20 protein-coding genes are annotated in these 25,653 nt (G+C 51.1%); 15 read left to right on the top strand and 5 right to left on the bottom strand.

From position 1 onward, the window contains the following. Positions 1-55 precede the first annotated feature (55 nt). The 4 genes from SGBXF1_RS12665 (at position 56) to SGBXF1_RS12650 (ending at position 5,744) form a co-directional block, all read left to right on the top strand. Positions 56-235, top strand: a complete 180-nt coding sequence (locus SGBXF1_RS12665; RefSeq protein WP_037415475.1) for a hypothetical protein — start codon at positions 56-58, stop codon at positions 233-235. A 26-nt stretch (positions 236-261) separates the two neighbouring features. Beyond that, complete coding sequence (locus SGBXF1_RS12660) at positions 262-1,644, top strand: cation diffusion facilitator family transporter (protein WP_037415473.1); 1,383 nt, start codon at positions 262-264, stop codon at positions 1,642-1,644. Between the two features lie 307 nt (positions 1,645-1,951). Then, positions 1,952-5,056: an efflux RND transporter permease subunit gene (locus tag SGBXF1_RS12655; RefSeq protein ID WP_186426931.1), complete on the top strand. Its 3,105-nt coding sequence runs from the start codon at positions 1,952-1,954 to the stop codon at positions 5,054-5,056. Between the two features lie 40 nt (positions 5,057-5,096). Beyond that, a complete protein-coding gene (locus SGBXF1_RS12650; protein WP_037415468.1) occupies positions 5,097-5,744 on the top strand; it encodes a TetR/AcrR family transcriptional regulator in 648 nt (215 codons plus the stop codon). Here the strand turns inward: SGBXF1_RS12650 and SGBXF1_RS12645 are convergent. Together SGBXF1_RS12645 and SGBXF1_RS12640 are read right to left on the bottom strand one after the other, a co-directional pair. After that, positions 5,705-6,157, bottom strand: coding sequence for a GNAT family N-acetyltransferase (locus tag SGBXF1_RS12645; protein ID WP_186426930.1), 453 nt, complete (start codon positions 6,155-6,157; stop codon positions 5,705-5,707). The genes SGBXF1_RS12650 and SGBXF1_RS12645 overlap by 40 nt on opposite strands. A gap of 46 nt (positions 6,158-6,203) precedes the next feature. After that, positions 6,204-7,931 (bottom strand): ABC-F family ATP-binding cassette domain-containing protein, encoded by a 1,728-nt coding sequence (locus tag SGBXF1_RS12640; RefSeq protein WP_186426929.1) that lies wholly within the window; start codon positions 7,929-7,931, stop codon positions 6,204-6,206. 500 nt (positions 7,932-8,431) lie between these two features. Here SGBXF1_RS12640 and SGBXF1_RS12635 point away from each other — a divergent pair, with 500 nt between their 5' ends. Further along, positions 8,432-10,858, top strand: coding sequence for a DUF3772 domain-containing protein (locus SGBXF1_RS12635; protein ID WP_172479783.1), 2,427 nt, complete (start codon positions 8,432-8,434; stop codon positions 10,856-10,858). Positions 10,859-10,905: 47 nt separating this feature from the next. Here SGBXF1_RS12635 and SGBXF1_RS12630 read toward each other — a convergent pair whose 3' ends face one another. Beyond that, positions 10,906-11,079, bottom strand: a complete 174-nt coding sequence (locus tag SGBXF1_RS12630) for a hypothetical protein (RefSeq protein WP_165392866.1) — start codon at positions 11,077-11,079, stop codon at positions 10,906-10,908. 174 nt (positions 11,080-11,253) lie between these two features. Between SGBXF1_RS12630 and SGBXF1_RS12625 the strand changes: the two genes are divergently transcribed. Then, entirely contained in the window at positions 11,254-11,523 is a 270-nt protein-coding gene (locus SGBXF1_RS12625; RefSeq protein ID WP_186426928.1) for a PTS sugar transporter subunit IIB, read from the top strand. On the opposite strand, the gene SGBXF1_RS12620 is transcribed toward SGBXF1_RS12625, so the two are convergent. Beyond that, positions 11,524-12,459 carry a LysR family transcriptional regulator gene (locus SGBXF1_RS12620; protein WP_186426927.1) on the bottom strand — a complete coding sequence of 312 codons (936 nt, stop codon included), beginning with the start codon at positions 12,457-12,459 and terminating at the stop codon, positions 11,524-11,526. 123 nt (positions 12,460-12,582) lie between these two features. Between SGBXF1_RS12620 and SGBXF1_RS12615 the strand changes: the two genes are divergently transcribed. From SGBXF1_RS12615 to SGBXF1_RS12580, 9 genes are all read left to right on the top strand, one after another. Beyond that, positions 12,583-13,848, top strand: a complete 1,266-nt coding sequence (locus SGBXF1_RS12615; RefSeq protein WP_186426926.1) for an ABC transporter substrate-binding protein — start codon at positions 12,583-12,585, stop codon at positions 13,846-13,848. 39 nt (positions 13,849-13,887) lie between these two features. Further along, a complete protein-coding gene (locus SGBXF1_RS12610; protein WP_186426925.1) occupies positions 13,888-14,880 on the top strand; it encodes a carbohydrate ABC transporter permease in 993 nt (330 codons plus the stop codon). Beyond that, positions 14,877-15,722 carry a carbohydrate ABC transporter permease gene (locus SGBXF1_RS12605; protein WP_037415445.1) on the top strand — a complete coding sequence of 282 codons (846 nt, stop codon included), beginning with the start codon at positions 14,877-14,879 and terminating at the stop codon, positions 15,720-15,722. Before SGBXF1_RS12610 ends, SGBXF1_RS12605 begins: the two co-directional genes overlap by 4 nt. A gap of 32 nt (positions 15,723-15,754) precedes the next feature. After that, positions 15,755-17,116, top strand: coding sequence for a family 4 glycosyl hydrolase (locus SGBXF1_RS12600; RefSeq protein WP_186426924.1), 1,362 nt, complete (start codon positions 15,755-15,757; stop codon positions 17,114-17,116). Between the two features lie 64 nt (positions 17,117-17,180). Further along, positions 17,181-18,296 (top strand): ABC transporter ATP-binding protein, encoded by a 1,116-nt coding sequence (locus tag SGBXF1_RS12595; RefSeq protein ID WP_186426923.1) that lies wholly within the window; start codon positions 17,181-17,183, stop codon positions 18,294-18,296. A 19-nt stretch (positions 18,297-18,315) separates the two neighbouring features. Next, positions 18,316-20,010, top strand: coding sequence for a glycoside hydrolase family 13 protein (locus SGBXF1_RS12590; protein ID WP_186426922.1), 1,695 nt, complete (start codon positions 18,316-18,318; stop codon positions 20,008-20,010). Between the two features lie 1,130 nt (positions 20,011-21,140). After that, positions 21,141-22,418, top strand: coding sequence for a lysine N(6)-hydroxylase/L-ornithine N(5)-oxygenase family protein (locus tag SGBXF1_RS12585; RefSeq protein ID WP_186426921.1), 1,278 nt, complete (start codon positions 21,141-21,143; stop codon positions 22,416-22,418). Continuing rightward, positions 22,415-22,474 (top strand): hypothetical protein, encoded by a 60-nt coding sequence (locus SGBXF1_RS24045; protein WP_370452812.1) that lies wholly within the window; start codon positions 22,415-22,417, stop codon positions 22,472-22,474. The genes SGBXF1_RS12585 and SGBXF1_RS24045 overlap by 4 nt, the downstream gene beginning before the upstream one ends. A gap of 21 nt (positions 22,475-22,495) precedes the next feature. Further along, a complete protein-coding gene (locus SGBXF1_RS12580; protein ID WP_186426920.1) occupies positions 22,496-23,374 on the top strand; it encodes an ATP-grasp fold amidoligase family protein in 879 nt (292 codons plus the stop codon). A 106-nt stretch (positions 23,375-23,480) separates the two neighbouring features. Here SGBXF1_RS12580 and SGBXF1_RS12575 read toward each other — a convergent pair whose 3' ends face one another. Beyond that, positions 23,481-25,613: a TonB-dependent siderophore receptor gene (locus SGBXF1_RS12575; RefSeq protein ID WP_186426919.1), complete on the bottom strand. Its 2,133-nt coding sequence runs from the start codon at positions 25,611-25,613 to the stop codon at positions 23,481-23,483. Between the last annotated feature and the right edge of the window lie 40 nt (positions 25,614-25,653).

Below are 25,653 nucleotides of genomic sequence, written 5' to 3'. Positions count from 1 at the left end.
GGGAGGATGCGCTTAAATACTGACCGCTGGATGCGGGTTTCGGAGTATAATGATAATGATTATTTCTATTCTTGGCTTACTTTATGCCATTTTGATGATCTCTGTCGGTGTGAATGAGATTTATTTTTATTCAACCGGAAAATCAGAATTCCTTTCTAGTTTAATGCTGACATTCTCGGGTACTATGCTGCTGGTTGCTTTTGTCTGGCAATGGTCTACTAAAATAAAAAAATGAATTACCCTTTGAATGTGAGTCGTAATATGCAAAATGAAAAGCAATCCGTTGCCAGAAATTCCATGATAGCAAGCGGGCTATTGGCAGTCGGTAAATTTACTGCCGGCATTTTTACCGGGAGTATTGGTCTTATTTCAGAAGGGATCCACTCTCTTACCGATTTTGTTGCCACCAGCATTACCTGGCTGGCGGTACGTATCAGCGATAAACCTGCCGATGATGACCACCATTTTGGCCACGGCAAGGTCGAAAACCTGGCGGCATTGTTTGAGGTGTTGCTGTTGCTGGGGGCGGCAGGCTGGATTGTTTATGAGGCGGGTAAAAGCCTACTGGGTGAAGCCCATGAAATAGTCGCCGCGCCAGTGGTGATCGCTGTGCTGTTGATCTCGATCGTGATCGATTTTTTCCGCGTCAAGGCGTTGAACCGTGTCGCAAAGGCGACAGACAGTGCGGCATTGGAAGCCGATGCGCTGCACTTTTTCTCCGATATGCTGGCCTCTGCCGTTGTGCTGCTGGGGATGGTCTTTGTTCTGTTGGGTTTCAACCGTGCAGATGCCATTGCGGCGTTGATCGTGGCCTGTTTTATCGTGGTCGCGGCGCTAAAACTGGGCAAGCGTTCTTTCGATTCTTTAATGGACACGGCACCCGCCGGCGCCAAGGAAGAAATCAGTGCATTGCTCGACACCTTCCCAGCGATATTGGCGACCGAGAGTATTCGTATTCGTAACGCTGGGGCCAGCCTGTTCATTGAAGTGACTGTCGCCGTCTGTCGTACTTTACCTTTAGAACGCATTAATGCGTTAAAACAGTCTATTGCTGAACGCCTGGAACAGCAGTACGCACATGCCGAAGCCACGGTGATTGCCAACCCACAAACTCGAAGTGACGAAGATATGGCGACTCGCATCCGGGTGATTGCTGCCAACCATGGCGCCGTAGTGCAAAATCTGGCGCTACAACAATTGCCTGAACGGATGTCGATCAGTATGGATCTCGCGGTCCCGGCCAGCGCCAGTGTGGCGCAGGCACACGACATCGCCAGCGAAATTGAAACGTTGTTACGACAGGCGATTGGTGAAGACACAGAGATCGAGACTCATCTGGAGCCTCAAACACATCACTGGATTGCCAGCGAGGATGTTGCACCGGATGAATTAGCCAATATTCGTCAGATACTGCAAACGGTAGTGGAAAGTGGCGACATGGTGCAGGACGTGCATAACATTCGCGCACGTAAAACTACCGGCGGTATCATCGTCAACTTCCATTGTCGGGTATCCCCGGCGGCCTCCATTGTGTCAGCTCACGCTGCGGTAGACAGCATCGAACGTCAACTGCGCGCACGCTATCCGACGATTTCGCGGGCAGTGGGGCATGTGGAACCCATTAAGCCTAAGCCCGGTATTTGAATCTGACGGCTCCTTGCGTATATCTGATGTGGGCTGTTGCCTGGTGTGTACCCGGCAGCAGCCTGTTGCGTCATTAATTGTGTGACAGCGTCACTTAAAGTCTTCTGGGAAGTCTAGCGTGTTTACCGCCGATGATGTTTTTCGGTCTCTTGTTTATCCAATTTATTTACTTTACTGTAAAGTAAATAAATTGGATAAGCCGGTGATACATGCGATGAATATCCCTTCTCAGTTGTCCGTACAGTACTGCCTCCTGAAACGGCGTCATTTGCCGTTTACTCCTTTCATTCAGAGAGGAGATTGAGCCATGCTGGCGCATTTCTTTGTTTTTCGCCCGGTATTTGCCGCCGTTTTGGCTATTTGCATTATGGCGGCGGGCATTCTGGCATTGCTGACACTGCCGGTGGAACAATATCCGGATATCGCACCCCCTGGTGTTACCGTCACGGCTAACTATCCTGGGGCGGCGGCCAAAACGGTGGAAGACAGTGTGACCCAGGTAATTGAGCAGCAAATCAAGGGGATTGATGGACTGCTGTACTTTTCCTCGACCAGCAGTTCCGCCGGGCAGGCGCGCATTAGCCTGAGCTTTGATCAGCAAACCAATCCGGATATCGCACAGGTTCAGGTTCAGAATGCGGTGAACCAAGCCAATTCGCGTTTACCCCAGGAAGTGCAACAACAGGGGATCACCGTCACTAAGTCACAGGGCGACAGTTTGATGGTGGTGGCGTTGTACGACACCAGTGGACAAATGGATAACGTCGACATCAATGATTATCTCGTCAGTGCCTTGCAGGACCCACTGAGTCGGGTGGACGGGGTTGGCGAGACGACGGTGTTCGGGGCGCAATATGCCATGCGCATTTGGTTGGACCCGCTCCGTTTAACCAGTTACGGACTGATGCCTTCAGAAGTGCAAACGGCAGTAGAGGCGCAGAATGCGCAGGTCACCAGTGGTGAACTGGGATCGCTGCCTACGCAACCGGGCCAGGCAATGAATGCCACCGTTACGGCACAATCCAGGCTGCAAACGCCAGAGCAGTTCAGCAACATTATTTTGCGTACCAACACTGACGGTTCGGCGGTTTATCTGCGGGACGTTGCCCGGGTTGAAATAGGTGCAGAGAATTATCAGAACCAAACCCGCCTGAACGGCTATCCGGCCGCGGGTATTTCCATTCAGTTGGCATCTGGCGCTAATGCGTTGGCCGTCGCGGAAAGCGTGCGCGCCGAAGTTGAACGTATGGCTCCGCAGTTTCCTGCCGGGTTAAACGTGGCTTACCCTCGTGACAGTACGCCTTTTGTCACCGTTTCGATCGAAGGTGTGGTGCAGACGTTGATCGAGGCCATTATCCTGGTTGTAGTAGTGATGTACCTGTTTCTACAGAACTGGCGCGCCACGCTGATTCCGGCGATCACCGTGCCAGTCGTCTTGCTAGGGACGTTTGGCATTCTGGCGCTGCTGGGTTACAGCATTAATACCCTGACGTTGTTTGCCATGGTATTGGCGATCGGCCTGTTGGTTGATGATGCCATCGTGGTAGTTGAGAACGTCGAGCGGGTGATGGAAGAGGAAGCATTGCCCCCGCAACAGGCAACGCTGCGATCGATGAGCGAGATCAACAGTGCGTTGATCGGCATCGCACTGGTCCTGTCTGCGGTGTTTATTCCTATGGCATTTCTGGGCGGATCAACCGGGATTATTTACCGTCAGTTTTCGATTACCATCGTTTCATCCATGGTGCTATCCGTTTTAGTCGCGTTGACGCTAACGCCCGCATTGTGCGCCGGTTTACTGCGTCCAGCATCCCATGGCAAGCGCGGTTGGTTTTTCATTCGTTTTAATCGCGTCGTCGATCGCAGCCAGCAGGGATATGGCCGCGGGTTAACGCATATTTTGGCGCACAAAGGGCTTTACAGTCTGGTGGCGCTACTGATTACCGGTGTCATGATATGGCAATACTTCCGTATGCCGACGGGATTCCTGCCGGTCGAGGATCAGGGTTCTGTTATGGTGCAATTTACGTTACCGCCTAGTACGCCAATGGCGCGAACACAACAAGCCGCAGATAACATTGCCAACTATTTTATGACCGAAGAAAAAGATAATCTGAGCGTTATTTTTATGGTGGTCGGACGTAACAATGCGGGGAGTGGCCAGAATGTCGGCATGGCGTTTGCGGAGTTGAAAAATTGGGATTTGCGTAATGGTAGCGAGAACACCGCTCAGGCGATCATTGCGCGTGCCAACCAGTATTTTAAAGGTGCCCGGGATGTGCAGGTTAATGTCTTGTCTCCTCCTGCGGTGCGCGGCTTGGGGCAATCCAGCGGCTTTGAGCTATGGCTACAGGATCAAAGCAATGCCGGTCATGATGAGCTGCAATTAGCCCAGCAGCAGGTGATTACCGCTGCCAGTGCGAATCCATTATTGACCGCAGTGCGCGTGAATGGCCTGGAAGATAAAGCGCAGCTCCAGGTGGATGTTGATCAGCAGAAGGCCAGTGCACAAGGGTTGCAGCAGGCGGATATTAACAACACCTTGTCTGCTGCCTGGGGCGGTGCCTATATCAATGATTTTATCGATCGTGGACGGGTGAAGCGCGTCTATATGCAGGGTGAGGCCAGTTCGCGATCTGCACCTGATGACATCAATCAGTGGTTCGTGCGCGGCAGTAGCGGCAGTATGGCGTCATTTGCCAGCTTTGCTAACACGCGCTGGCTTTCTGGTCCGCAAATGCTGCAACGTTTCAATGGGCTATCAGCGACCCAGCTTCAAGGCTCCTCCGTATTAGGGGAAAGCTCAGGCACGGCCATGGCTCAGATGCAGGGCATTATTGCCAATGTAACGGGGTTTGGGCTTGAGTGGAGTGGATTGTCCTATCAAGAACAGGTAGCTGCGGGCCAAACGCTGTGGATTTACCTGGCGTCTGTGCTGTTCATCTTTTTGTGTCTGGCTGCGCTGTATGAAAGCTGGTCGATACCGATTGCCGTGATGCTGATTATCCCCTTGGGAATTGTCGGTGCCGTGCTCGCAACACGACTGGCCGGCTATGAAAATGACATCTATTTTCAGGTGGGTATGCTGACGACTATCGGGCTGTCCGCGAAGAATGCGATCCTGATTATTGAATTTGCTGAAGCGCAGATGAAATCGGGGCAGGCTCTGATGGCGGCAACGCTGGAGGGGGCGCGTCTGCGCTTACGTCCTATCGTTATGACGTCACTGGCATTTGTCGCTGGGGTCATCCCGTTGGCGTTGTCGGTCGGGGCCGGTGCATCAAGCCGTCGTGAAATAGGTATTGCGGTGATCGGTGGCATGATTTCTGGCACACTGTTGGCGTTGTTATTTGTGCCGTTGTTTTTTGTGCTGGTGAAACAAGGGCTAGCACGCATAAAAAGTAAAAAATAATCCTTTGTAATGATATCTGCGGGGCAGGAGTAAATTCACCATGAACAACCGCCAACCAGGGCGCCCGATGAAGGCTAAACCGCGTATATTAGCCGCTGCCAGCGAGTTGTTTTTGACTCAAGGGTTGGATATTTCGTTGGATGTGATTGCCACCGAGGCCGGCACAACGCGGCAAACGCTGTATAACCATTTCCCCGGGAAAGATGCACTGGTGCTGGAGACCTTCAATTACATGAAGGACATGATGCAGCCCCCGATCAACGCGATTCTGGCGGGTGATACGCAGGACATTTCTTTGGTCCTGATGCGTTTTGCGACCGTGGTGCAGGATCATTTTTTCCAAACCAAAAATCTCCATTTTCAGCGATTATTGATCCAACTGTTACAGCAGCGGCCGGAGTTATACGCTACGTTGCAACAACGCGATTCTGGGCGTGTATTGCAAGGATTGGTCTCGTTATTACAACAGGCACAACAACGAGGAGCTTTGGACGTCAAAGACGTTGAACTTCAGGCCAAGGCGTTTTTGGGGGCCGTGATGGGGTACCCATTACCTGCGGCGTTGTTGACTGACGACATACCGGATAAGGCCCATTTACACCGGTTGGCGACAACTACGATTGCGCTATTTTTGCGTGCATGGGGTTATCAGGACGTCATATCTACCGAAAATGTCAGTCGCCAATGAGGCCGATTACCCGCTTGCTCAATCCACGAACGGTACGCTGTCGGGGGGACCACTGACAGCCAAAAGGCGAGACCACCGGGATTATCTGCCAGCACGGACAACTGCCAATGGCCCGGGTGCAGCCTAAACAATGCCCGCACAGCACTTTTACCAATGCCGTATTTGCGACAGGGTTTAGTGATGTAGAACTCTGCCATTTCCATTGTCGGGGTGGGATCCAACGTGCGGACCAAAGCAAACCCTGCTGGCTGTTCCTGATTTAAAATCAAATAGGGATACCGGCCGTTTTCGCGCCAATAATGTGACAAATGCGGGTAGTCGACATCTGCGCCTAATTCTTGCAGGTAGTCGGGCAGCATGGCCGCCAGCAGTGGCTGTTCCTCACGGGTTGCCAGCCTGAGATTAAGATTCATATCACCTCCTAAAAGGAATAGGCCGCCTATAGGCGGCCTGTGAAGGTTAGTCCAGATTCAATCGGGCGGTGAGGGTTGCGATTTCCCCGCGCCACTGTTGCTGCAAGTGCATTTTTTGATGCTTAGGCTTACGGGCCAGATCCTCTTGTAGTTTGCTTTCCAGTTCAAACAGCGCGGCAAGAAGCATTTCTTCGTCATCATGGTGTAACTCACTGGTAGCGAGAGCCTTGTCCGGCGTTGTCATTGCCACTACCTCAGGTGTTTCAGCCATTCGGGAGTAGACCGGTTCCAGCTCGTGCCATTCTTCCAATTGCTGGTTATCAATCAGCCAGAAACGGTTACAACTGCTCTCGATCAACATCCGGTCGTGAGTGACCAACATCACGGCGCCTTCAAACTGTCGCAGGGTATCGGCCAGTTCTTCCTTACCTTCCATATCCAAATGGTTGGTCGGTTCGTCGAGTAACAATAACGAATGGTTAGCCAGTGTCAGTCCGACAAACAGCAGGCGCGAACGCTCACCGCCGCTCAGCGTATTGATACGTTGTTGATGACGCAGGTAAGGGAAGCCGGCACCAATCAGGGCCATTTTCCGCTGTTCTTCGGTCAGTGGCGCGAAATGGGTTAATGCTTCGCTCAGCGTGTCGTTATCGCTCAGTTGTTGCAGGCTTTGATCGTAATAACCGAGGCGCACCCGAGGATGGAAAACCGCGTCCCGGCGGGTCGCACCTTGGTATTCCCGCCACAAATGATGCAGCAGTGAAGACTTGCCACAACCGTTACGTCCGACGATGGCAATACGATCACCGCTTTTGACCCGCAACTGCTCCAGACGGAACAGCACCGGTGCATGAGCAGCCGGACGGACGTCCAACTGCGGCAAGGCCAGCAGGCGATCGGCATCGAGTGCCTCACCTTTAAGCCTAAGCCGCCATTGGCTGCCCGCAGTCAACGTAGTTTGCTCTTCTTTCATCCGATCAACGCGTTTTTCCATTTGTTTAGCCTTGCGAGCCAGGTCTTCGTTATCGTAAACCTTGCCCCAAATGGCCAATCGATGGGCGCTTTTGGCTACCCGGTCGATCTCCTTCTGCTCCGCCTGACGGCGATGCGCATCTGCGGCATCCTGTTCCTCTAACGCCTTGCGAGCTGCAGAGCAGGGTAAGCGGAAGAATTGCAGCGTTTTGTCGCGCAAAATCCAGGTGCAGTTGGTGACCTGATCCAACAGGTAGCGATCGTGAGATACCAGTACAAAGCTGCCAGACCAGCTTTGCAAGAACCGCTCCAGCCACAGCAAGGTAGGAAGATCCAGATGGTTGCTGGGTTCATCCAGCAGTAGCAGGTCCGGTTGGCGGATTAACGCACGTGCAAGCAGCAGACGAGTATGTTGACCACCGCTCAAGGTGCCGGCGGTTAGCGTCCATGACGGTGGCGCAAATCCCAGGCTGGTGAGCAGGACTTCTCCCTGCCAACTTTCGCTGACGCGTTGGTTTTCTGGCAGTCGCGCCAGTACTGCATCAAGCAGTGTGCAGCCGTGCAGTTCATCAGGCAGGTGTTGTTCTACCCGTGCCATCAGACACTGGTGGGCAGGCGTCACGCTGCCGGTACTGGCAGGCAGATCACCACTAAGGATCTTTAGCAGGGTACTTTTGCCACAGCCGTTGTGGCCGATTAAACCGATGCGATCGCCTTTTTTCAGGCTGAAAGAAACCTCAACCAACAGAGGGCCGAACGCGTTGTCGAAACCGACAGATTGTGCAGATAATAATGTGCTCATTGCTTACTCAAGAGTTACAGGCATGCAAATGCCTATCGTCAAACATCGCTGACGACAACCCGGTAAGCCGGAGGGAAGGGACTCAATTTTAGTAAGCTTCGCTCAAGCCTGGGTTATCGCAGCACGATACCGGTAATGCTTGAGCGGCGGCAATTACTATAGAAGTGTGAGTAAAAAAACAATTCACACATCGGCATAGTAATCCTCCTTTTATAATGTTGGTTAATGAGTGAGCTGAGTATAAAACGCTTTGGTAGGTTATGCCACTGTGAATCATTTGAATTATCAGTAGAGTAAGCGGAAAAGCGGGCTGTAATTCAACATGTTGGACGCCGCGTGGTTCGACGGCATCAATAATCGTGCTGAATGGGAGTAATACTGATATTTAAGCGGAGATTAAGCAGTTATCATAACTACAGTTTATGATTAGCCAGGCGGGTCGGTGAATACCGACCCGCCTGCTTCGTCTGTCTATCATGCAAACGTCGAGCACCGAATTTATGTTAAAGCCCCGTCAAATTGTGTTTTTCCTGCTTCTACTGCTTGGCTTGCAGTGGGCGCCGTTGACCAGTGTTGCCGCACAGGATGATACTCCGGTTGCCGAAAGCCCACCGGACAGCGCGGCTGCCCTGAAAAACTTCCAGAAGCAGTTAGACAGCATTAAACAGCAGGTTTCGAAGGCGGGTAACGATAACCAACTCAGCAAGTTGAAGTTGGCGACTGACGATCTGGCGGCAGGCCTGGAGAAACTGGCTACCGACCTGCAACCGGCGCAGGAGAAGCTGCAGGGGCAATTGGACGTATTGGGTCCGCAACCTGCTGCTGGGGCGCTGGCTGAAACCGCAGCCGTGGTGCAACAACGTAATGCGTTGAATAGCAGCAAAAAACAACTCGATGATGCTGTAAAACGGGCGCAGGCCATGAAAGCCAGCGTGATCGACCTGGGACAACAAATCAGCGATCTGCGCCGTGTGGCGTTCAAAACACAGTTGGCGTTGAACACGGGGAGTGTGCTGGGCGCCAAGTTTTGGTCGCCTGTGGTGCAACCTTCCGACAGTGACATGCAGCGATTGGATGAGTTTAATGCTGCAATGAAACAGGCCTGGGATGCCAGTTGGCAAGAGGACTCGCGTTACGGCACTCTCGGTTTACTGGTGCTGGCCGTGGTTATCTGGTCATGGGGGCGTTACTTCTCCGAGCGTTTTCTGGCTTGGGCCAGCATTCGTTTTCTGCCTGACGGGCGTTTGCGCCGCAGTTTTATGGCGATGATGACAGTCACCGTCACCGTAATCACCACCAGTATCGCGTTGAATTTGCTGTATCTCACATTCACCCGCGTAGAGCCGCTGCCCGTGATGCTGGAAGATTTCGCCGAAGGTTTTTACCGCTTAGGGATCTTTTGTGCGCTGATTGCCGGACTGGGTCGTGCGTCGTTGTCACTTAACCGTCCTTCATGGCGTCTGGCTTCGCTGGATGATGCCGTTGCCGCCGGGCTGCGTTATTTCTCACCACTATTGGCCGGGTTGGCTCTGGCGTTTGGTTCTGTAGAGCTGATCAACAATGTGGTTAGCGCCAGCCTGGCAACCACCATCTTCGGTAATGGTTTGGTCGCTGGCTTAATCGGCATGGTGTTACTGGCGATGCCGCTGCGTTCTCAGCGTATCCGCCGTAAGTTGGAACAGCAGGGCGAACACGTAGAGAAACGTTCTACTATCAGTGGATTGCTGCACATGAGCACCCTGGTATGCTCGATAGTGATCTTATTTTCATTGTTAGTGGGGTATATCGCTTTCGCCCGTTTCCTGACCTATCAGGTGATCTGGATAGCCCTGGTATTAATGGCGTTTTATTTTCTGTTGCTGTTCGCTACCGATCTGTGTGGCGCAATTTTTTCGCCGCAGACCGCCAGCGGCAAGATGCTCAAAAAGTCCTTTAACTTTAAAGATCGTCATCTGGAACAAATGGCAATCATCTTTACCGCCATTGCCAAATGTTCTCTGCTGTTGTTGATGATTGTCTCGCTGTTTAACGGTTCTTTCGGTACCACCACGCCCAACTCGCTACTCGATAAAATTATCGCCATCCTGAGTGGTGAAGGGCTGCAACGGCTGAATATTGTGCCGGGTAATCTGATTAACGCGGTAATTTGCCTGGCTATTGGCATCTATATTCTGCGGGTGACGCAGCGTTGGCTCAGTCAGGAGTTACTGCCAAAAACCATTTCAGACATCGGTATTCGCGCCTCGTTGGTCACGTTATTCAGTAACGTTGGTTATGTGTTACTGATCCTGATCACTCTGGCAGCCCTGGGTATTCAGTGGAACAATCTGGCGTGGATCGTGAGTGCGTTGTCGGTCGGTATCGGCTTTGGTTTGCAGGAGATCGTAAAGAACTTTATTTCCGGTTTGATCTTACTGACCGAACGACCAGTGAAAGTCGGCGATATGATCGGTATTGGCGGTGTGGAGGGGGATGTGCGTCGTATTAACGTGCGTGCCACCGAGATCCAACTCAGTGACCGCTCGACAATGATTGTGCCTAACTCCCAGTTAATCTCACAAAACGTCCGTAACGCGACGATGGGGAATGCGCAAGGGGTGGTGACGATTGCACTGACCTTCCCAACGGATATCGATCCGGAACAGGTACGCAATATTTTGCTGAGTGCCTACCAGGAGTATGACGCTATCCTGGAGGCGCCTGCGCCGTATGTGCGTTTCAGCCAGCTCGGTCCGGACGGCATTATCCTCAGTGTGACCGGCTATGTGGCCAGTCCGCGCATGGTGGGGGCAACCAAAAGTGAGCTGTTGTTTAATATTCTCAAACTGCTGCGCGCGCAACGGGTCAATATGTCCAGCCCGCAGGAAGTGGTGTTTATGAAGCAACAGGCGAAAAATATGGCCAACGACGAAGAACAGTCGTCGTAATCGGTGGGTGGCACAAAGGCCCACCATGTACGGTGGGCCGATGTCATTCAATGCATGGCTGGTACTACAGATTGGGAGCAATCGCTGTTGGCGCTGGCGTCAGTATTATTGCAGGTCTGTGGATCATTATGCACCGGTGGTGGTGGCACGTCTTGTGGGCCACCTTTACCGATGCAGCCAGAAAGCATCAGCATCAAAAACAGGGGGATCATTGCCTTCATCTCACTTACCTCCGATCTGAACACTCTCTTAAGTATATGCACTGTAAGGCGCTGAGAGCGTCCAATCATGCGTTATAGAACGTATCTATATCACCCCGGGATAAACCAATTTCACTTTGGCCGCTCAGCGGCCCTATGCTGCGGTGGCATAGGGCTATTTTTTGAGGAGGCATCATGGAAAAACATCCGTTGGCAGCATCAGTACTCGCCGCGTTTGGCGGCGCTGAAAACCTGACCAAACTGCGTTACTGTGCCAGTCGTATCAGAGCAGAACTGCGTGATCGCACAGGGTTGAAACGGCAAAGCATGACGCAACTGCCAGGCGTTAAAGCATTGCTGGAGGTGGAAACGCCGCAACAGACCACCGAGTATCAGTTGGTGGTAGGTCCGGGGAATGCCCGGCCGTTATACCAGGCACTGGTCGCATTGAGCGGCGAAAAATAATTACACCAACAGAGGGCGGATCTGCTCCAGGTGCTGCTGCATTAATGCCTGCATCTGCATCAGGTGGGGGGCATCCGCTTTTTCGCGCATCAGGTAAATACCGACGGTGCAGCGGTGGCTATTCTGCGTCAATTGCAGCGGTTCAATGCCGTAATCGGCAAAGTAGCCCGCCATACAGGAGGGATACGCCAACAAAATTGCATCAGAGTCATTAATCATATCTACAGCCGACATCATTGAGTTGGTTGAGCAAATCACCCGTTCCGCCAGATGCAGACGGTTCCGTGCCAGCTTTTTCGGCTGCATATCCTCCACGATATGATGATAGCGGCTTTCATCCGGCGTCAGCTCAACACAGGGGTAATCCAGCAGTGCATCCGGGCCTACCGGTTTGCCCAGCAGCGGGTGCCCACGCCGGACAAACATACTGTCAGTGGTACTGAATAGCGGCAAAAAACTGATGCCGGCCTTGGGGTTCAATCCCTGAATTTCATGGCCGATAAACAAGTCGATATCGCCTCCCAACAGCAGATCCATCAAACGCAGATGATTGCCCAGATCGACATGAATATTCACCATTGGGTGCAACTTACGGTAGGCATTGAAGCTGTCGCGCACGAACATGTACCACCACGCATGGCCCGTGCCCATTCGCAGACTTTGCTCTTGGCGTGTTTTAATAAACGCCATTTTAATCAACGTATTATCATAAATACGTTGCATCATTTGCGCCTGTTCCAGCAGCAAATCACCGTATTCTGTAGTTTTCACGCCTGTAGAGGTGCGCTCCAGCAGTTGGACTCCCAGATTCTCTTCCAGCTTCTTCATGTTGTGGGTCAATGTTGGCTGGCTTAAACAAAGTTTGTTTGCTGCATGACTCACATTTTTGAACATTGCCACTTCGATAAACTGCCGCAGAATTTTGTCCACGATCATATTTTCCACTGGTGGTATAGAAAGTTTCTATATCGTAGCGATGAAAAACGATTTCCGCCAATGACCCGCCTTCGATAGCTTGCTCCTATGCCGGTATTCCCAGCCGCCACCAGAGAGGACGCAATGAGAAGACTGATTCCGAGTATGGTTGCCGCCACATTGGCGCTGATGTCCGGTCAGACGCACGCCGATACGTTGCGGATGCAATGTGCGCCCAGCAAAGAAGGGCGCCAATATTGCAATGAGATCAAGCAGCGTTTTGAGGCTCAGACCGGCCATACCCTGGAATTTATCGATCTTCCCCCGGCCTCTGATGAAAAACTGTCGTTATTTCAGCAACTGTTTGCTACCAAAGATGCCAGCGCAATTGATCTGTTCCAGGCTGATACCGTGTGGATCGGCGTACTGAACAAACATCTGCTGGATCTGACCGACAGCGTGAGTGACATCAAACAGGATTTCTTTCCTGCTGCCTGGCAAAACAATGTGGTTAATGGCCGGGTTAAAGCGGTACCCGCTTATCTGGACAGTGGCGCACTCTATTATCGCAAAGACTTATTGGAAAAATACGACGAGCAGCCACCGGTGACCTGGGATGACTTGACCCGTATAGCAACGCGCATTCAACAAGGGGAGCGTGCCGCCGGTCATAAAAACTTTTGGGGATTCGTGTTCCAGGGGAAATCCTATGAGGGACTGACGTGTAACGCGCTCGAATGGGTGGCCTCGCAAAACGGCGGCAGTTTTATTGATGCCCAAGGCAATATCACCATTAACAATCCGCAGGCGGCACAGGCGTTAAATATGGCGGCCGGATGGATAGGCAAAATTACGCCAAAGGGCGCGCTCGGTTATATGGAAGAAGAGTCCCGGGCAGTGTTTCAAAATGGGGATGCGCTGTTTATGCGTAATTGGCCCTACGCCTACGTATTGGCGCAGGACAGCAGCAGTGCCATACGTGGCAAAGTCGGTGTAATGCCGCTACCCAAAGGCGCAGAGGGTGAATCCGTCAGTGCATTAGGTGGCTGGCAGTGGGCAATCAACGGTTATACCAAGAATCCCCAGGCGGCGATCGCGCTGCTGAAAATTGTCAGTGATGCTGAATCGCAAAAGAGGGCGCTGGCATTAATGGGCCAGGCACCTTCACGGGTCGCGTTGTATGACGATCCGCAAGTCTTGGCGCAGGCGCCTTATTTAGCCGATTTCAAAAGTATCTTCGCGCAGTCGATGCCACGTCCGGCGACCCAAACCAAAAGGCAGTACGCCCAGGTATCGAGGGCGATCTACAACGCCACTTTTAACGTATTACGCGGAGATAGTGACGGTGTCACGGCCATGGCGGATTTACAGCAGCGACTGGAACGGATTAAAGCCAGAGGATGGCGTTGAAGGCAGTGCAATCACCCATTAACCGCTGGAGTCTGATGCATGAAACGCGATACGCACGCTTTATCCCTAACGGCCACCCCAGCACCAAAAGTGGTACGTTCCGCCAGACGCAGCAAGCTGAACCACCAGCAACGGCGTAGTCGCATCGCCTGGTTATTGGTGGCCCCGGCAATGTTGTTGTTGGCCGCAGTCGCAGGCTGGCCGCTACTGCGCACACTGTTTTACAGTTTTACCGACGCCATGCTGGATGCGCCAGATGAGTACCGCTTTGTCGGTTTCGCCAATTATCTGGACCTGGCCGAAGGGGGGCACCATTACGGCGTGCTGGCGGATCCACTGTGGTGGTTGGCCGTGGGTAATACGCTGCGGTTTAGCTTGCTGTCTGTTTCATTGGAGCTGGTATTTGGCATGTTGTTGGCGTTGCTGATGCATCAAAAGTTTCCTGGGCAAGGGCTGGTACGTACCGCCATCCTGGTGCCTTGGGCCATCCCGACCATTGTGTCCGCCAAAATGTGGGGGTGGATGTTCCATGATCAGTACGGTGTGGTGAATGACCTGTTACTCAAGACCGGGATCATCGCGACCCCATTGGCCTGGGTGGCCGAGCCGGGGTTATCAATGTGGGCGGTGGTAATTGCCGATGTCTGGAAAACCACGCCCTTTATGGCCTTGATGCTGCTGGCAGCGCTGCAACTCATTCCAGGTGATTTATATGAAGCTGCGCGAGTCGATGGTGCCAATGCCTGGCAGCGGTTTCGCCGTATCACGTTGCCCCTGATTATGCCGGCGATGATTGTCGCACTGATTTTTCGGGTGATGGACGCATTGCGGGTGTTTGATCTGATCTATGTGCTGACCTCCAACAGCGAGGCGACGGTGTCCGTGTCCGGCTATGCTCGCGATCGCATGGTCAGCTATCAGGAGATGGGATCCGGTTCGGCTGCCTCCGTGCTGGTATTTATGATGGTCGCGGGTATCGCTGCGTGTTTCCTCACGTTGGGGCGCCTGAATGACAAGGGGAAACAGGCATGAAACTGAACCGCCAACAGCAACACTACGGTCATAAAATGCTGATATTTGCCAGCGCCACATTGGCCAGCGTCATCTGCCTGTTCCCGTTCTACTACGCGCTGATCACTTCACTGCGCTCGGGGCAGGATCTGTTCCAGGTTGCTTATCTGCCAAGCAACCTGCATTGGGGCAATTACGTGACAGCGTTGATGGATAACGGTATTGCCCGCAGCCTGCTCAATTCCATCGCCGTGGCAACGTTGACGGTGGGCATTTGTTTGTTGGTCTCTATTACCGCCGCTTTTGCCCTGGCGCGCATTCGTTTTCGCGGTCGCAAATACCTGCTGTTCACCATTTTGTGCGTCTCGATGTTCCCGCAGGTGGCAGTACTGTCCGGCATGTTCGAGTTGGTACGTTTTATGGGGCTGTATGACTCACTCGGGGCGTTGGTATTGTCCTATACCACCTTCTCATTGCCGTTTACCGTTTGGGTGTTGACCACCTTTATGAAAGCGATCCCGGCAGAATTGGAAGAGGCGGCAATCGTCGACGGTGCAAGCACCTGGATCATTATCACCCGTATCTTTGCACCAATTATGGGACCGTCGCTGGTGACCACCGGGTTACTGGCATTTATCGGTGCCTGGAATGAGTTCATGTTTGCCCTGACGTTTGTCATCTCCAGCGGCAAGCGCACTGTTCCTGTGGCAATCGGCATGTTGCAGGGCGCCTCTCAGTTCGAACTTCCCTGGGGCACCATCATGGCGGCCTCGGTCATCGTCACACTGCCGATCATCGCACTGGTTCTGATTTTCCAGCGCCGAATCGTCAGCGGATTAACCAACGGCGCAGTAAAAGGCTGATTTTCGATTAACCCTGAAGCAGGAGAAAAGCAATGGCTACAAAAATCGTTTTAGTGGGGGCAGGCAGCGCGCAATTCGGCTACGGCACACTGGGGGATATCTTCCAGAGCAAGACGCTGTACGGCAGTGAGATTGTGCTGCATGACATCAACCCTGCGGCACTGGCGGTGACCGAGAAAACCGCCCGAGACTTTTTGGCAGTGGAGGATCTGCCCTTTACAGTCAGCGCCACGACCGATCGTAAAACCGCACTGAGTGGTGCGGAGTTTGTGATTATCTCCATCGAGGTGGGCGATCGCTTTGCGCTGTGGGATCTCGACTGGCAAATCCCGCAGCAATATGGCATTCAGCAAGTGTACGGTGAAAATGGCGGTCCTGGCGGCCTGTTCCATTCACTGCGAATTATTCCACCGATCCTCGATATCTGTTCTGACGTTGCCGATATTTGCCCAAATGCCTGGGTATTTAACTACTCCAACCCGATGAGCCGCATTTGTACTACCGTACATCGTCGCTTCCCGCAGCTTAATTTTGTCGGCATGTGTCACGAAATAGCTTCACTGGAACGTTATTTACCGGAAATGCTCGGCACCACGTTCGAAAATCTGTCACTGCGTGCTGCCGGGTTAAACCACTTTAGTGTCTTGTTAGAGGCCAGCTACAAAGACAGCGGTAAAGATGCGTATGGCGACGTGCGTGCCAAGGCACCGGATTATTTTTCCCGTTTGCCGGGTTACAGCGACATTCTGGCCTACACCCGTACTCACGGCAAATTGGTGCAAACAGAAGGCAGTACCGAGCGTGATGCGCTGGGTGGCAAAGACAGTGCCTATCCTTGGGCTGACCGTACACTGTTTAAAGAGATCCTGGAGAAGTTTCATCACTTGCCGATCACCAGTGATAGCCACTTTGGTGAGTACATTCGTTGGGCAAGTGAAGTCAGTGATCATCGCGGCATTCTCGATTTCTACACCTTCTATCGCAATTACCTGGGGCATGTGCAGCCGAAAATCGAACTGAAACTGAAAGAGCGCGTGGTGCCGATCATGGAAGGGATCCTGACCGATGCCGGCTATGAAGAGTCGGCGGTTAATATCCCCAACCTTGGATTTATTAAACAGTTGCCGGAATTTATTGCCGTCGAGGTGCCAGCCATTATCGATCGCAAAGGCGTGCATGGCATAAAAGTGAATATGCCAGCAGGCATTGGTGGTTTGCTCAGTAATCAGATTGCTATCCACGATCTGACCGCCGATGCGGTGATTGAAGGCTCGCGCGATCTGGTGATCCAGGCGTTACTGGTGGATTCGGTCAACGACAAATGCCGCGCAATCCCCGAACTGGTCGACGTGATGATTTCACGTCAGGGGCCGTGGCTTGATTACTTGAAATAAGCCGGATAACGGGGCGTGAACTTGCGCCCCGTGAGATGCCTATTGTGGTGCGAACGGGAGGGGTATGGCGCAACTAACGCTAGAAAAACTGCAAAAACGCTATGGTGCTAATGCAGAGGTTATCAAGTCATTGGATCTGCATATCAACAGCGGGGAGTTTGTGGTGATTGTGGGCCCATCCGGCTGTGGAAAATCCACCTTGTTACGGATGATAGCGGGGCTGGAGGAGATCAGTAGCGGTGGCATGTATATCGATGGTAACTACGTCAACGACGATACACCGGCAGAACGCGGCATTGGCATGGTGTTTCAGTCTTACGCGCTTTATCCGCACATGAGTGTCTATAAGAACATGGCGTTTGCACTGGAATTAGCGGGCCATTCGGCAAAAGAGATCGACCGACGAGTGCGTGAAAGCGCCCGTATTTTGCAACTTGAACCGCTGTTGGAACGCCGGCCAAAAGACCTTTCAGGTGGACAACGGCAGCGGGTCGCGATTGGCCGCGCCATCGTGCGTGAGCCCAAACTGTTTTTATTCGATGAACCGCTATCCAACCTTGATGCTTCCTTGCGGGTACAGATGCGCATGGAAGTGGCGTCGCTGCACAAGCGGTTAAGATCGACCATTATTTATGTCACTCACGATCAGGTCGAAGCCATGACGTTAGCGGATCGTATTGTGGTGCTGAATCAGGGGCATGTTGAACAGGTAGGAACGCCGCTGGAACTGTACGATCAGCCAGCCAATGAATTTGTCGCCCAGTTTATTGGTTCGCCCAAGATGAACCTGATTCCGGCAATTCTGCGCCGCGCCGGTGAGCGTCAAAGTGTGGTGGAACTGGACAACGGTAAGGTATTGATATTGCCGATCGCGACACCCACTGAGGCCGAGGGGCAAAGTGTCAACGTTGGTATCCGACCGGAGCATATTCGCGGCGGAGAGCAGGCACAGTGCGAGTTTCAGGGGGAAGTGATGTTTGTTGAGCATATGGGCAATGAAACCTATCTCTATCTGGATAACGGCAATGCCAGCGAACCCTGGGTATTGCGTAATCCTGAACGTTCGACCATTCAGGCCGGTGATACCGTGGGCGTTCGCCTGCCGGTGGAGTGTTGTTATCTGTTCGATCGCCAGGGGCGGGCATTTCAGCGCATTCTGGCGTCAGAACAGACGCATTAATTGATTAAAGGAAATGGGTATGGGCGGCGGACAAACGGTACGGTGGTGGAAACAGGCGGTGGTTTATCAAATCTATCCACGCAGCTTTATGGATTCCAACGGGGACGGTATTGGCGATCTGAATGGCATTACGACCAAGCTGGATTATTTGCAATGGCTGGGCATCGACGTGATTTGGATCTGTCCGATGTACCGCTCGCCAAACGACGATAATGGCTACGATATCAGTGATTATCAGGCCATAATGACGGAATTTGGCACCATGGCGGATTTTGACCGCCTGCTGGCGGAAGTGCATGCGCGGGGCATGCGGCTCATACTTGATTTGGTGGTGAACCATACCTCGGACGAGCATCCGTGGTTTATTGAGTCCCGATCATCCCAATCCAGCGCTAAACGTGACTGGTATATCTGGCGCGACGGTAAAAAGGGTGCAGAACCCAACAACTGGGAAAGCATTTTTAACGGTTCTGCCTGGAAGTATGATCCCGGCAGCGAGCAATACTTTTTGCACCTGTTCTCAGAACGTCAGCCGGACCTGAATTGGGAGAACCCACAGGTGCGTGCGGCACTGTATGACATGATGCGCTGGTGGCTGGATAAGGGTATTGATGGTTTCCGCATCGACGCCATCTGCCATATGAAAAAACAGCCGGGGCTGACCGACATGCCCAACCCACAGGGCCTACGTTACGTTCCGTCGTTCGAACGACACCTTAATTACGACGGCCTGCTGGATTATGTCGATGACCTGTGTGAACAGGTGTTTAACCGCTATGACATCATGACCGTGGGGGAAATGAACGGTGCTTCGGCGGAACAGGGTGAAGATTGGGTGGGCGAACAACATCACCGGTTGAACATGATCTTCCAGTTTGAGCACGTCAAATTGTGGGAAACCCGGCATCAGCAGACGCAGGATGCCGGGATGGACGTTATGGGGTTAAAAAGCATTTTTACCCGCTGGCAGACATTATTGGAAGGCAAAGGATGGAATGCGCTGTATGTCGAAAATCACGATATTCCCCGCGTGGTATCGAAATGGGGCGACGATAAGCACTATTGGCGTGAAAGTGCCACCGCCATCGCAACGATGTATTTTTTGATGCAGGGAACGCCATTTATCTATCAGGGACAGGAGCTGGGGATGACCAACACTCGCTTCGACAGCCTGAGCGATTTTAACGATATTGCTGCCAGAAATCGCTTTGCCATGTTACGTGAGCAGGGGATGGATGAGGCGCAAATCCTGGCGTTTTTGGGGCGCAGTGGGCGTGACAACTCTCGAACGCCGATGCAATGGGACGACGGACCAAACGCCGGTTTCAGCTGTGCCGAACCGTGGTTTGCGGTAAATGCGAACTATGCACAAATCAACGTGGCCCGTCAGCGAGAAGAATCGGATTCTGTGCTTAATTTTTATCGGGCATTAATTCGACTACGTAAACAGGATCCCGTATGGGTCTATGGCCGTTACCAATTACAGTTGGCGACGCACCCGCAAATATACGCCTATACCCGCACCCTGGACGAACGGCAGGTATTGGTCTTGTGCAATTTGAGTAGTGAATTACTGCAAATAGCGCCACACGTGTTGGCTTTGGAAAAGGGGCAACGGTTATTGGGCAATTATTGTCATGATGAGGAGCAACAATTCCTTCGCCCTTATGAAGCCAGGATATACCAATGGCCAGAGAATCTCAGTATTGATTGAATCATTAAAAATCTTCCCCGGATACAGTGATTGTGTTCGGGGAATAACCTTCAGAAATTTACCTATAATTCATCACAACTCTGCAATAGGTACCACATCAGAGAGCCGTTCACCCAGCCAACGTCTTACACTAAAAATTAAAATACAGGCTGACTACCCAGCAAGTTCAAAACTCCTTTGACAAAAACGACGAAAATTAAAAATCCTAACCCCAAGTGTCTGATCAAAAACCGCACGAAAAGCGCCTTTTTGAACTTGTCATTATTCCTCTTTTTTATCGGAACAGGTTGTGCTCGTTTTATTGTTGTCAATTAAGTACGTGTTCACGGCGCATATTGCTTCCTGCCACGAGAAAATTTTGGATAATGTGCTCACGAAAAGGTGAACTGGGCCAGTGAGTGCTATGTTGAATATCAAATCTTGCAAAATGTTGAAGACGATGACGTCAGTGAGCAGAATCTATACAGATCTCGTGAAGTCGCGGGATGCGGGTTCCATTGGTTATGTGTTTGGTTTTTTATGTCATTGATAGTAAATGATTATATTTTCATTGTGATGTATTCCATCGATGGGGCCTAGCTGCAATGGAGCTTAAACGAAAGTGAAGTTTTATGATTTTTTTACGATTTCACTTTTAGTTTTACATTAACAACGCTCGTACGTGCTTTGATATTATCTTTTTTCACATGCCAGAAAGCCGCTTTAGCGCTAGTCTGGTCAGGCAATGTCTCATTAAGGATGATGCTATGTGGAATATGGAGATTAACATAGGGACATGTTATGAACTCCTTTGTTAACCTATTTGTTTTATTTCCTCGAGATTCTTTTCCTAAGCATTCTTTTTTTATGACTCTGCAACGTCTATTTAAAATGAAAATGAGTTATCAAAAGTAAGATATGTTGGCTCTTTTATGAGCGAGAGATGACGGAATACTGTAACCATTATAATAATCCTGTCCTATGACCGTCATGGTGTGACGTCTGGGTTGAAGGGTAATGGTGTCGATTTTAATTGGGCATTTAGTTTCGATGGGTAATTATCCTAATGTCATGAATGATTGCAGTTCCGTTATTTTCAAGACTAAAAATAGAGCGCTATAAATCTAAGTATTCACTCAGGAGCACACACAATGAACCAGTGTTTGGACTTTATCGGTATTGGCATCGGTCCGTCCAACCTCAGTATTGCGGCACTTGGAAGCGAAATCGCAGGGTTTAATTGCAAATTCCTCGAGCGTAAACCGCATTTTTCTTGGCATCCAGGCATGATCCTGGCGGACTGCAGTATGCAGACCAACTTTTTGAAAGATTTGGTGACGGCCGTTTCCCCAACCAACCCTTATAGTTTTCTCAACTATCTGGTGAAAAGAAAGAAATTCTACCGCTTCCTCAATACAGAACAACATACGGTGTCGCGTGAAGAGTTTGCCGATTATCTCAGTTGGGCTGCAACGGGCTTGGATTCGTTAGCGTTCAATCAGAACGTCCACGCAGTGAACTTTGATGAAAATCAGCGGCAGTTTGTTGTTACCACCCAGAACGATGTGTTTTACGCGAAGCATGTCTGTGTAGGTATTGGCAAAAAAATCAAATTGCCAGACTGTGTGACCCAGCAAAATGATCAGTGTTTTCACGCCAGCGAAATGATGTTCCGCAAACCCAATCTGAGTGGGAAGCGCGTGGCAATTGTAGGCGGAGGACAAAGCGGTGCCGATCTGTTTCTCAATATTTTTCAGGGGGAATGGGGTCAGCCAGAACAACTGAATTGGATATCCCGGCGTAACAACTACAACGCGCTTGATGAAGCTGCATTTGCTAACGAGTACTTTACGCCTGATTATGTCGAGAATTTTTACACCCTCGGCAGCTCAGCCAAACAACACATGCTGCGTGAACAAAAAATGACGTCTGATGGGATCACCAGTGAGTCGCTTTTAGCCATTTATCGTGCCATGTACCACCATTTTGATGTCCTTCAAAATAAACGATGGGTACGCCTGCTTCCCAGTCGTTCAGTGACGTCCCTAAACACCAAAGATAATTTTTATCAGTTAGAGACGGAACATCATCTTGATCAGGGACGAGAGGCTTTTGATGTGGACGTGGTGATCTTTGCCACTGGCTATGAACAGGCCCGCCCAGAGTTTCTTGACGCCTTATCTGAACGTTTTTCAACTACGGATGATGGGCAGTACCGTATTGCCTCTGATTTTACCCTTGAGCGAGAAGGGGCGCATGAGAACTGTTTGTTTGCCGTCAATGCGAGCATGCACCACCACGGTATTGCCGATCCTCAACTCAGCCTGATGGCCTGGCGAGCTGCCCGCATTCTTAACCGGGTTATCGGTCAAGACCAATTTGATTTGAGTACGGCCCCGGCGATTATTCAATGGCGCAGTGAGTCATAACGGTTAATCGTTTTGACATTATTGGGCTCCTGTCGGGAGCCGTTTTAATATTTTGATCAAATGATGAGACAGGTTGTATGAGAAAACACATTAATAAATTTATCATGAATCAACTGGCAACATTCTCGCCGACCTTTAAAGCGAAATACATATACAAAAAGGCCTTCGGGAAATCGTTAAATTTAAACCCTCCGGCCACATGGAACGAAAAGATAAACTACCTGAAGCTGAACGATTACAGCAACAATGCACTGATCACGCAATGTGCAGATAAATATGCGGTTAGGGAATATATAAAAGAGAAAGGGTGCGAGGAAATTCTTAATGAACTCTATTTCGCCTGCGATTCGGTTCATGAAATTCCTTGGGATTCGTTGCCTGAAAAATTCGTGATTAAGGGCAATCACGGTTCCGGTTACAATTTGATTTGCCAGGACAAGCGCTCACTAGACATTGTGCAAGCCTCTAAAACCATTGAAAACTGGATGGAAAGTGACTATTGGAAAGTCTATGCAGAGTTAAACTATAAGAATATCAATAAAAAAATCATAGGCGAAAAATTCATCGAGTCATCGAGTGGTCAGGGTCCTGATGACTATAAAATATACTGTTTCCATGGTGTTCCATACTGCACACTGCTGTGTGTGGACAGGGATTCCGGCATGCCGAAATATTACTTCTTTGATAAAGACTTTAAATTTTTGTGTTATAGCCAAGACTGTCTGGCGCTCAGCCAGGAAGAAATTGACGCGTTTGTGAAACCTGATGGTTATGACGAGCTCTTTGAGTACGCGAGAAAATTATCTGAACCCTTTGAGTTTGTACGCGTTGATTTCTATATCTCCAACGGCAAAGCTATTTTTGGCGAGCTGACCTTCACACCTTCCGCAGGTATTGATACGGACATGCTCGAATCAACAGATGTTTTGCTCGGGAAAATGCTTAATCTGAAATAACACCGTACCCACGGATGATATTTTGTCACCCTGTGTACCCACAGGGTGTTTCTTTAGGCTCTGCTGACAGAAAAAGATTCCCCGGACAGCGTCCGGGGGATAACGATCAGAAATCTACCGTTGCCTGTAGACTCAGGCTGCGCGGTTCACCTTCAATCACACGCAGATTACCCGCACTGGACTCATAATATTCGCGGTTGAAGAGATTTTTGACGTTCAGCTTGATCTGGGTGTGTTTACCAACCAGCTTACTGTCCCAAGCGATAAAGGCATCTGCCACGGTGTAGGCCGGCATGGTAAAGCTGTTTTCCGGATCGCCTGCGCGGCGGCCCACATAGCGGCCACCGCCACCCAGTCGTACATCACCAGGCACCAACGGTAGCGTCATGCGATGGCTGAGATACAGGCTACCCATGTTGGTGGGCGCATTAACCAGGCGGTTACCGACGTTATCCGGGTTGAGGTTATCTTCGACGATCTCGGTTTTGTCGTAACTGTAGTTGGCGGTCAAATCCCAATTGCGTGCGACTTCTCCGTTCAGCTCCAGTTCAACGCCGGTAGAACGCGCTTTTGGAATGCTGCGAGTTACGCCGTTGATAAAGATCGACATGTTGTTTTCGTCTATGCGGTACAGCGCCAGCGTAGCATCTACCACCGGAGTCACTTGCCATTTACCGCCGACCTCGTAGGTAGTGCCGGTTTCAGGTGTAGCAACATTCCCGTTGTCATCCACGGCCGTAGACGGGGTGAAAGAACGACTGTAGTTGGCATACAGAGAAACAGCAGGCGTCAGCTTATACACCACACCGGCCTGTGGCAGGAATTTATTATCCTTATCATTCAGCGTGTTTTTTGGATTCTGGAAGCCGTTACTGTTGTTTTGGTAGTAAGACTGGTAACGGGCCCCGAGGACGGCAATCCACTGGTCCGTTAAATGAATACTGTCTTTGGCGTAGACCGAACGACTGTACAAGGTGCTGCGTAGATTACTCAGGGCATCATTGTAAGTACTGCTGTTGGTCACAGGTGTTTCACCGTAGACCGGGTTGTACATATTAAAGGTTTTTGACACCTTACCGCGGTAGGAGTAGGCCTTGTAGGTTTCATTTTTCTCATAGTCTACGCCTACCAACAGGTCATGTTGCATGCCAAGTGCGGTCGGTGACCCGATCACATCCCAGGAGTAATAGTCGGTCTGGTGGTTGAAGCCGCGATTAGCATCTGCACGGCGCGAAACAATGCCTGTTGCGGTGTCGATCGCAGTGGCACGCACCTCATTACTGTCGTAGCGACGTTGCATCCAGGCATAGTTGAAACGGGTGGTCCAGGTGCTATCGAGTGCGTAGTCATAATGTGCGTTGAGGCGTTTGTTCTTGCCCCACGCATGGTTGGCGTAATCGTCCAGCCGACGGTTATAAGGAATATCGACAGGCTTGCCATTGATAAAGGCCGTGCCACGGTCATATGGGATGTCGTACTTGTATTCGCTGTAGGCAATGTTGAATGACGCTTTATCGCCAAACCAACTGAGCGAGGGCGCAATCAACGTGTGCTCATCGGTGCCAAAATTGCGCCAGTAATCTTCGTGTTGACGTTCGGCAATAAAACGAAAAGCAAAACCATTGCCGAGTGGCCCGGTGACGTCGACAGTCCCGCTGCCGCCGCCAAAACTGTTAGTGGCACCGCTAATGCGGGTGTTCCAGTCATATTGCGGTTTTTTGCTGATGAGGTTGATGATGCCGCCCGGGCTGAGAATACCATACAGCAGCGAAGCTGATCCTTTGAGCACCTCAACACGGTCAGTGGTGGCATCCATGCTCAAGCCCTGATTACTACGCACACCGTCGATGAATACTGAACCGTCCGAGTTGACACCAAAACCACGTTTGACGAACCCGTCTTCAGTGCCGCCCAGCGTGTTGCCCTGTGTCACGCCACTGACGAATTTCATGGCATCGTTGACACTTTTGACCTGGAAATCGTTAATGATCTCGGGTGTGACAACACTGACCGATTGCGGCACTTCGCTGAGTGGTGTGTTGGTTTTACTGGCTGTGGAGGCAGTATCCGTGCTGTAGCCTTCTGCGGGTAATGCGTTGGTTGTGACGGTGAGTGAATCCTCCTCTGCCAGGGCTGCGGTAAAAGGCAGTGCCGGTAAGACGCTGACAAGGAAGGGGAGTGAACGAAGAGCCTGACGCTTTTTTGTTTTATTCAGACGATGACTTTCTACCTGGTGCATACAATTCCATATCAAATTAATAAATAGAAACGATTATCAT

This window comes from Serratia grimesii (genome assembly GCF_900186025.1).
GTDB lineage: Bacteria > Pseudomonadota > Gammaproteobacteria > Enterobacterales > Enterobacteriaceae > Serratia > Serratia grimesii.
The sequence above is the reverse complement of the archived record's forward strand: the minus strand, read 5'-3'. Positions and strand labels throughout refer to the sequence as shown.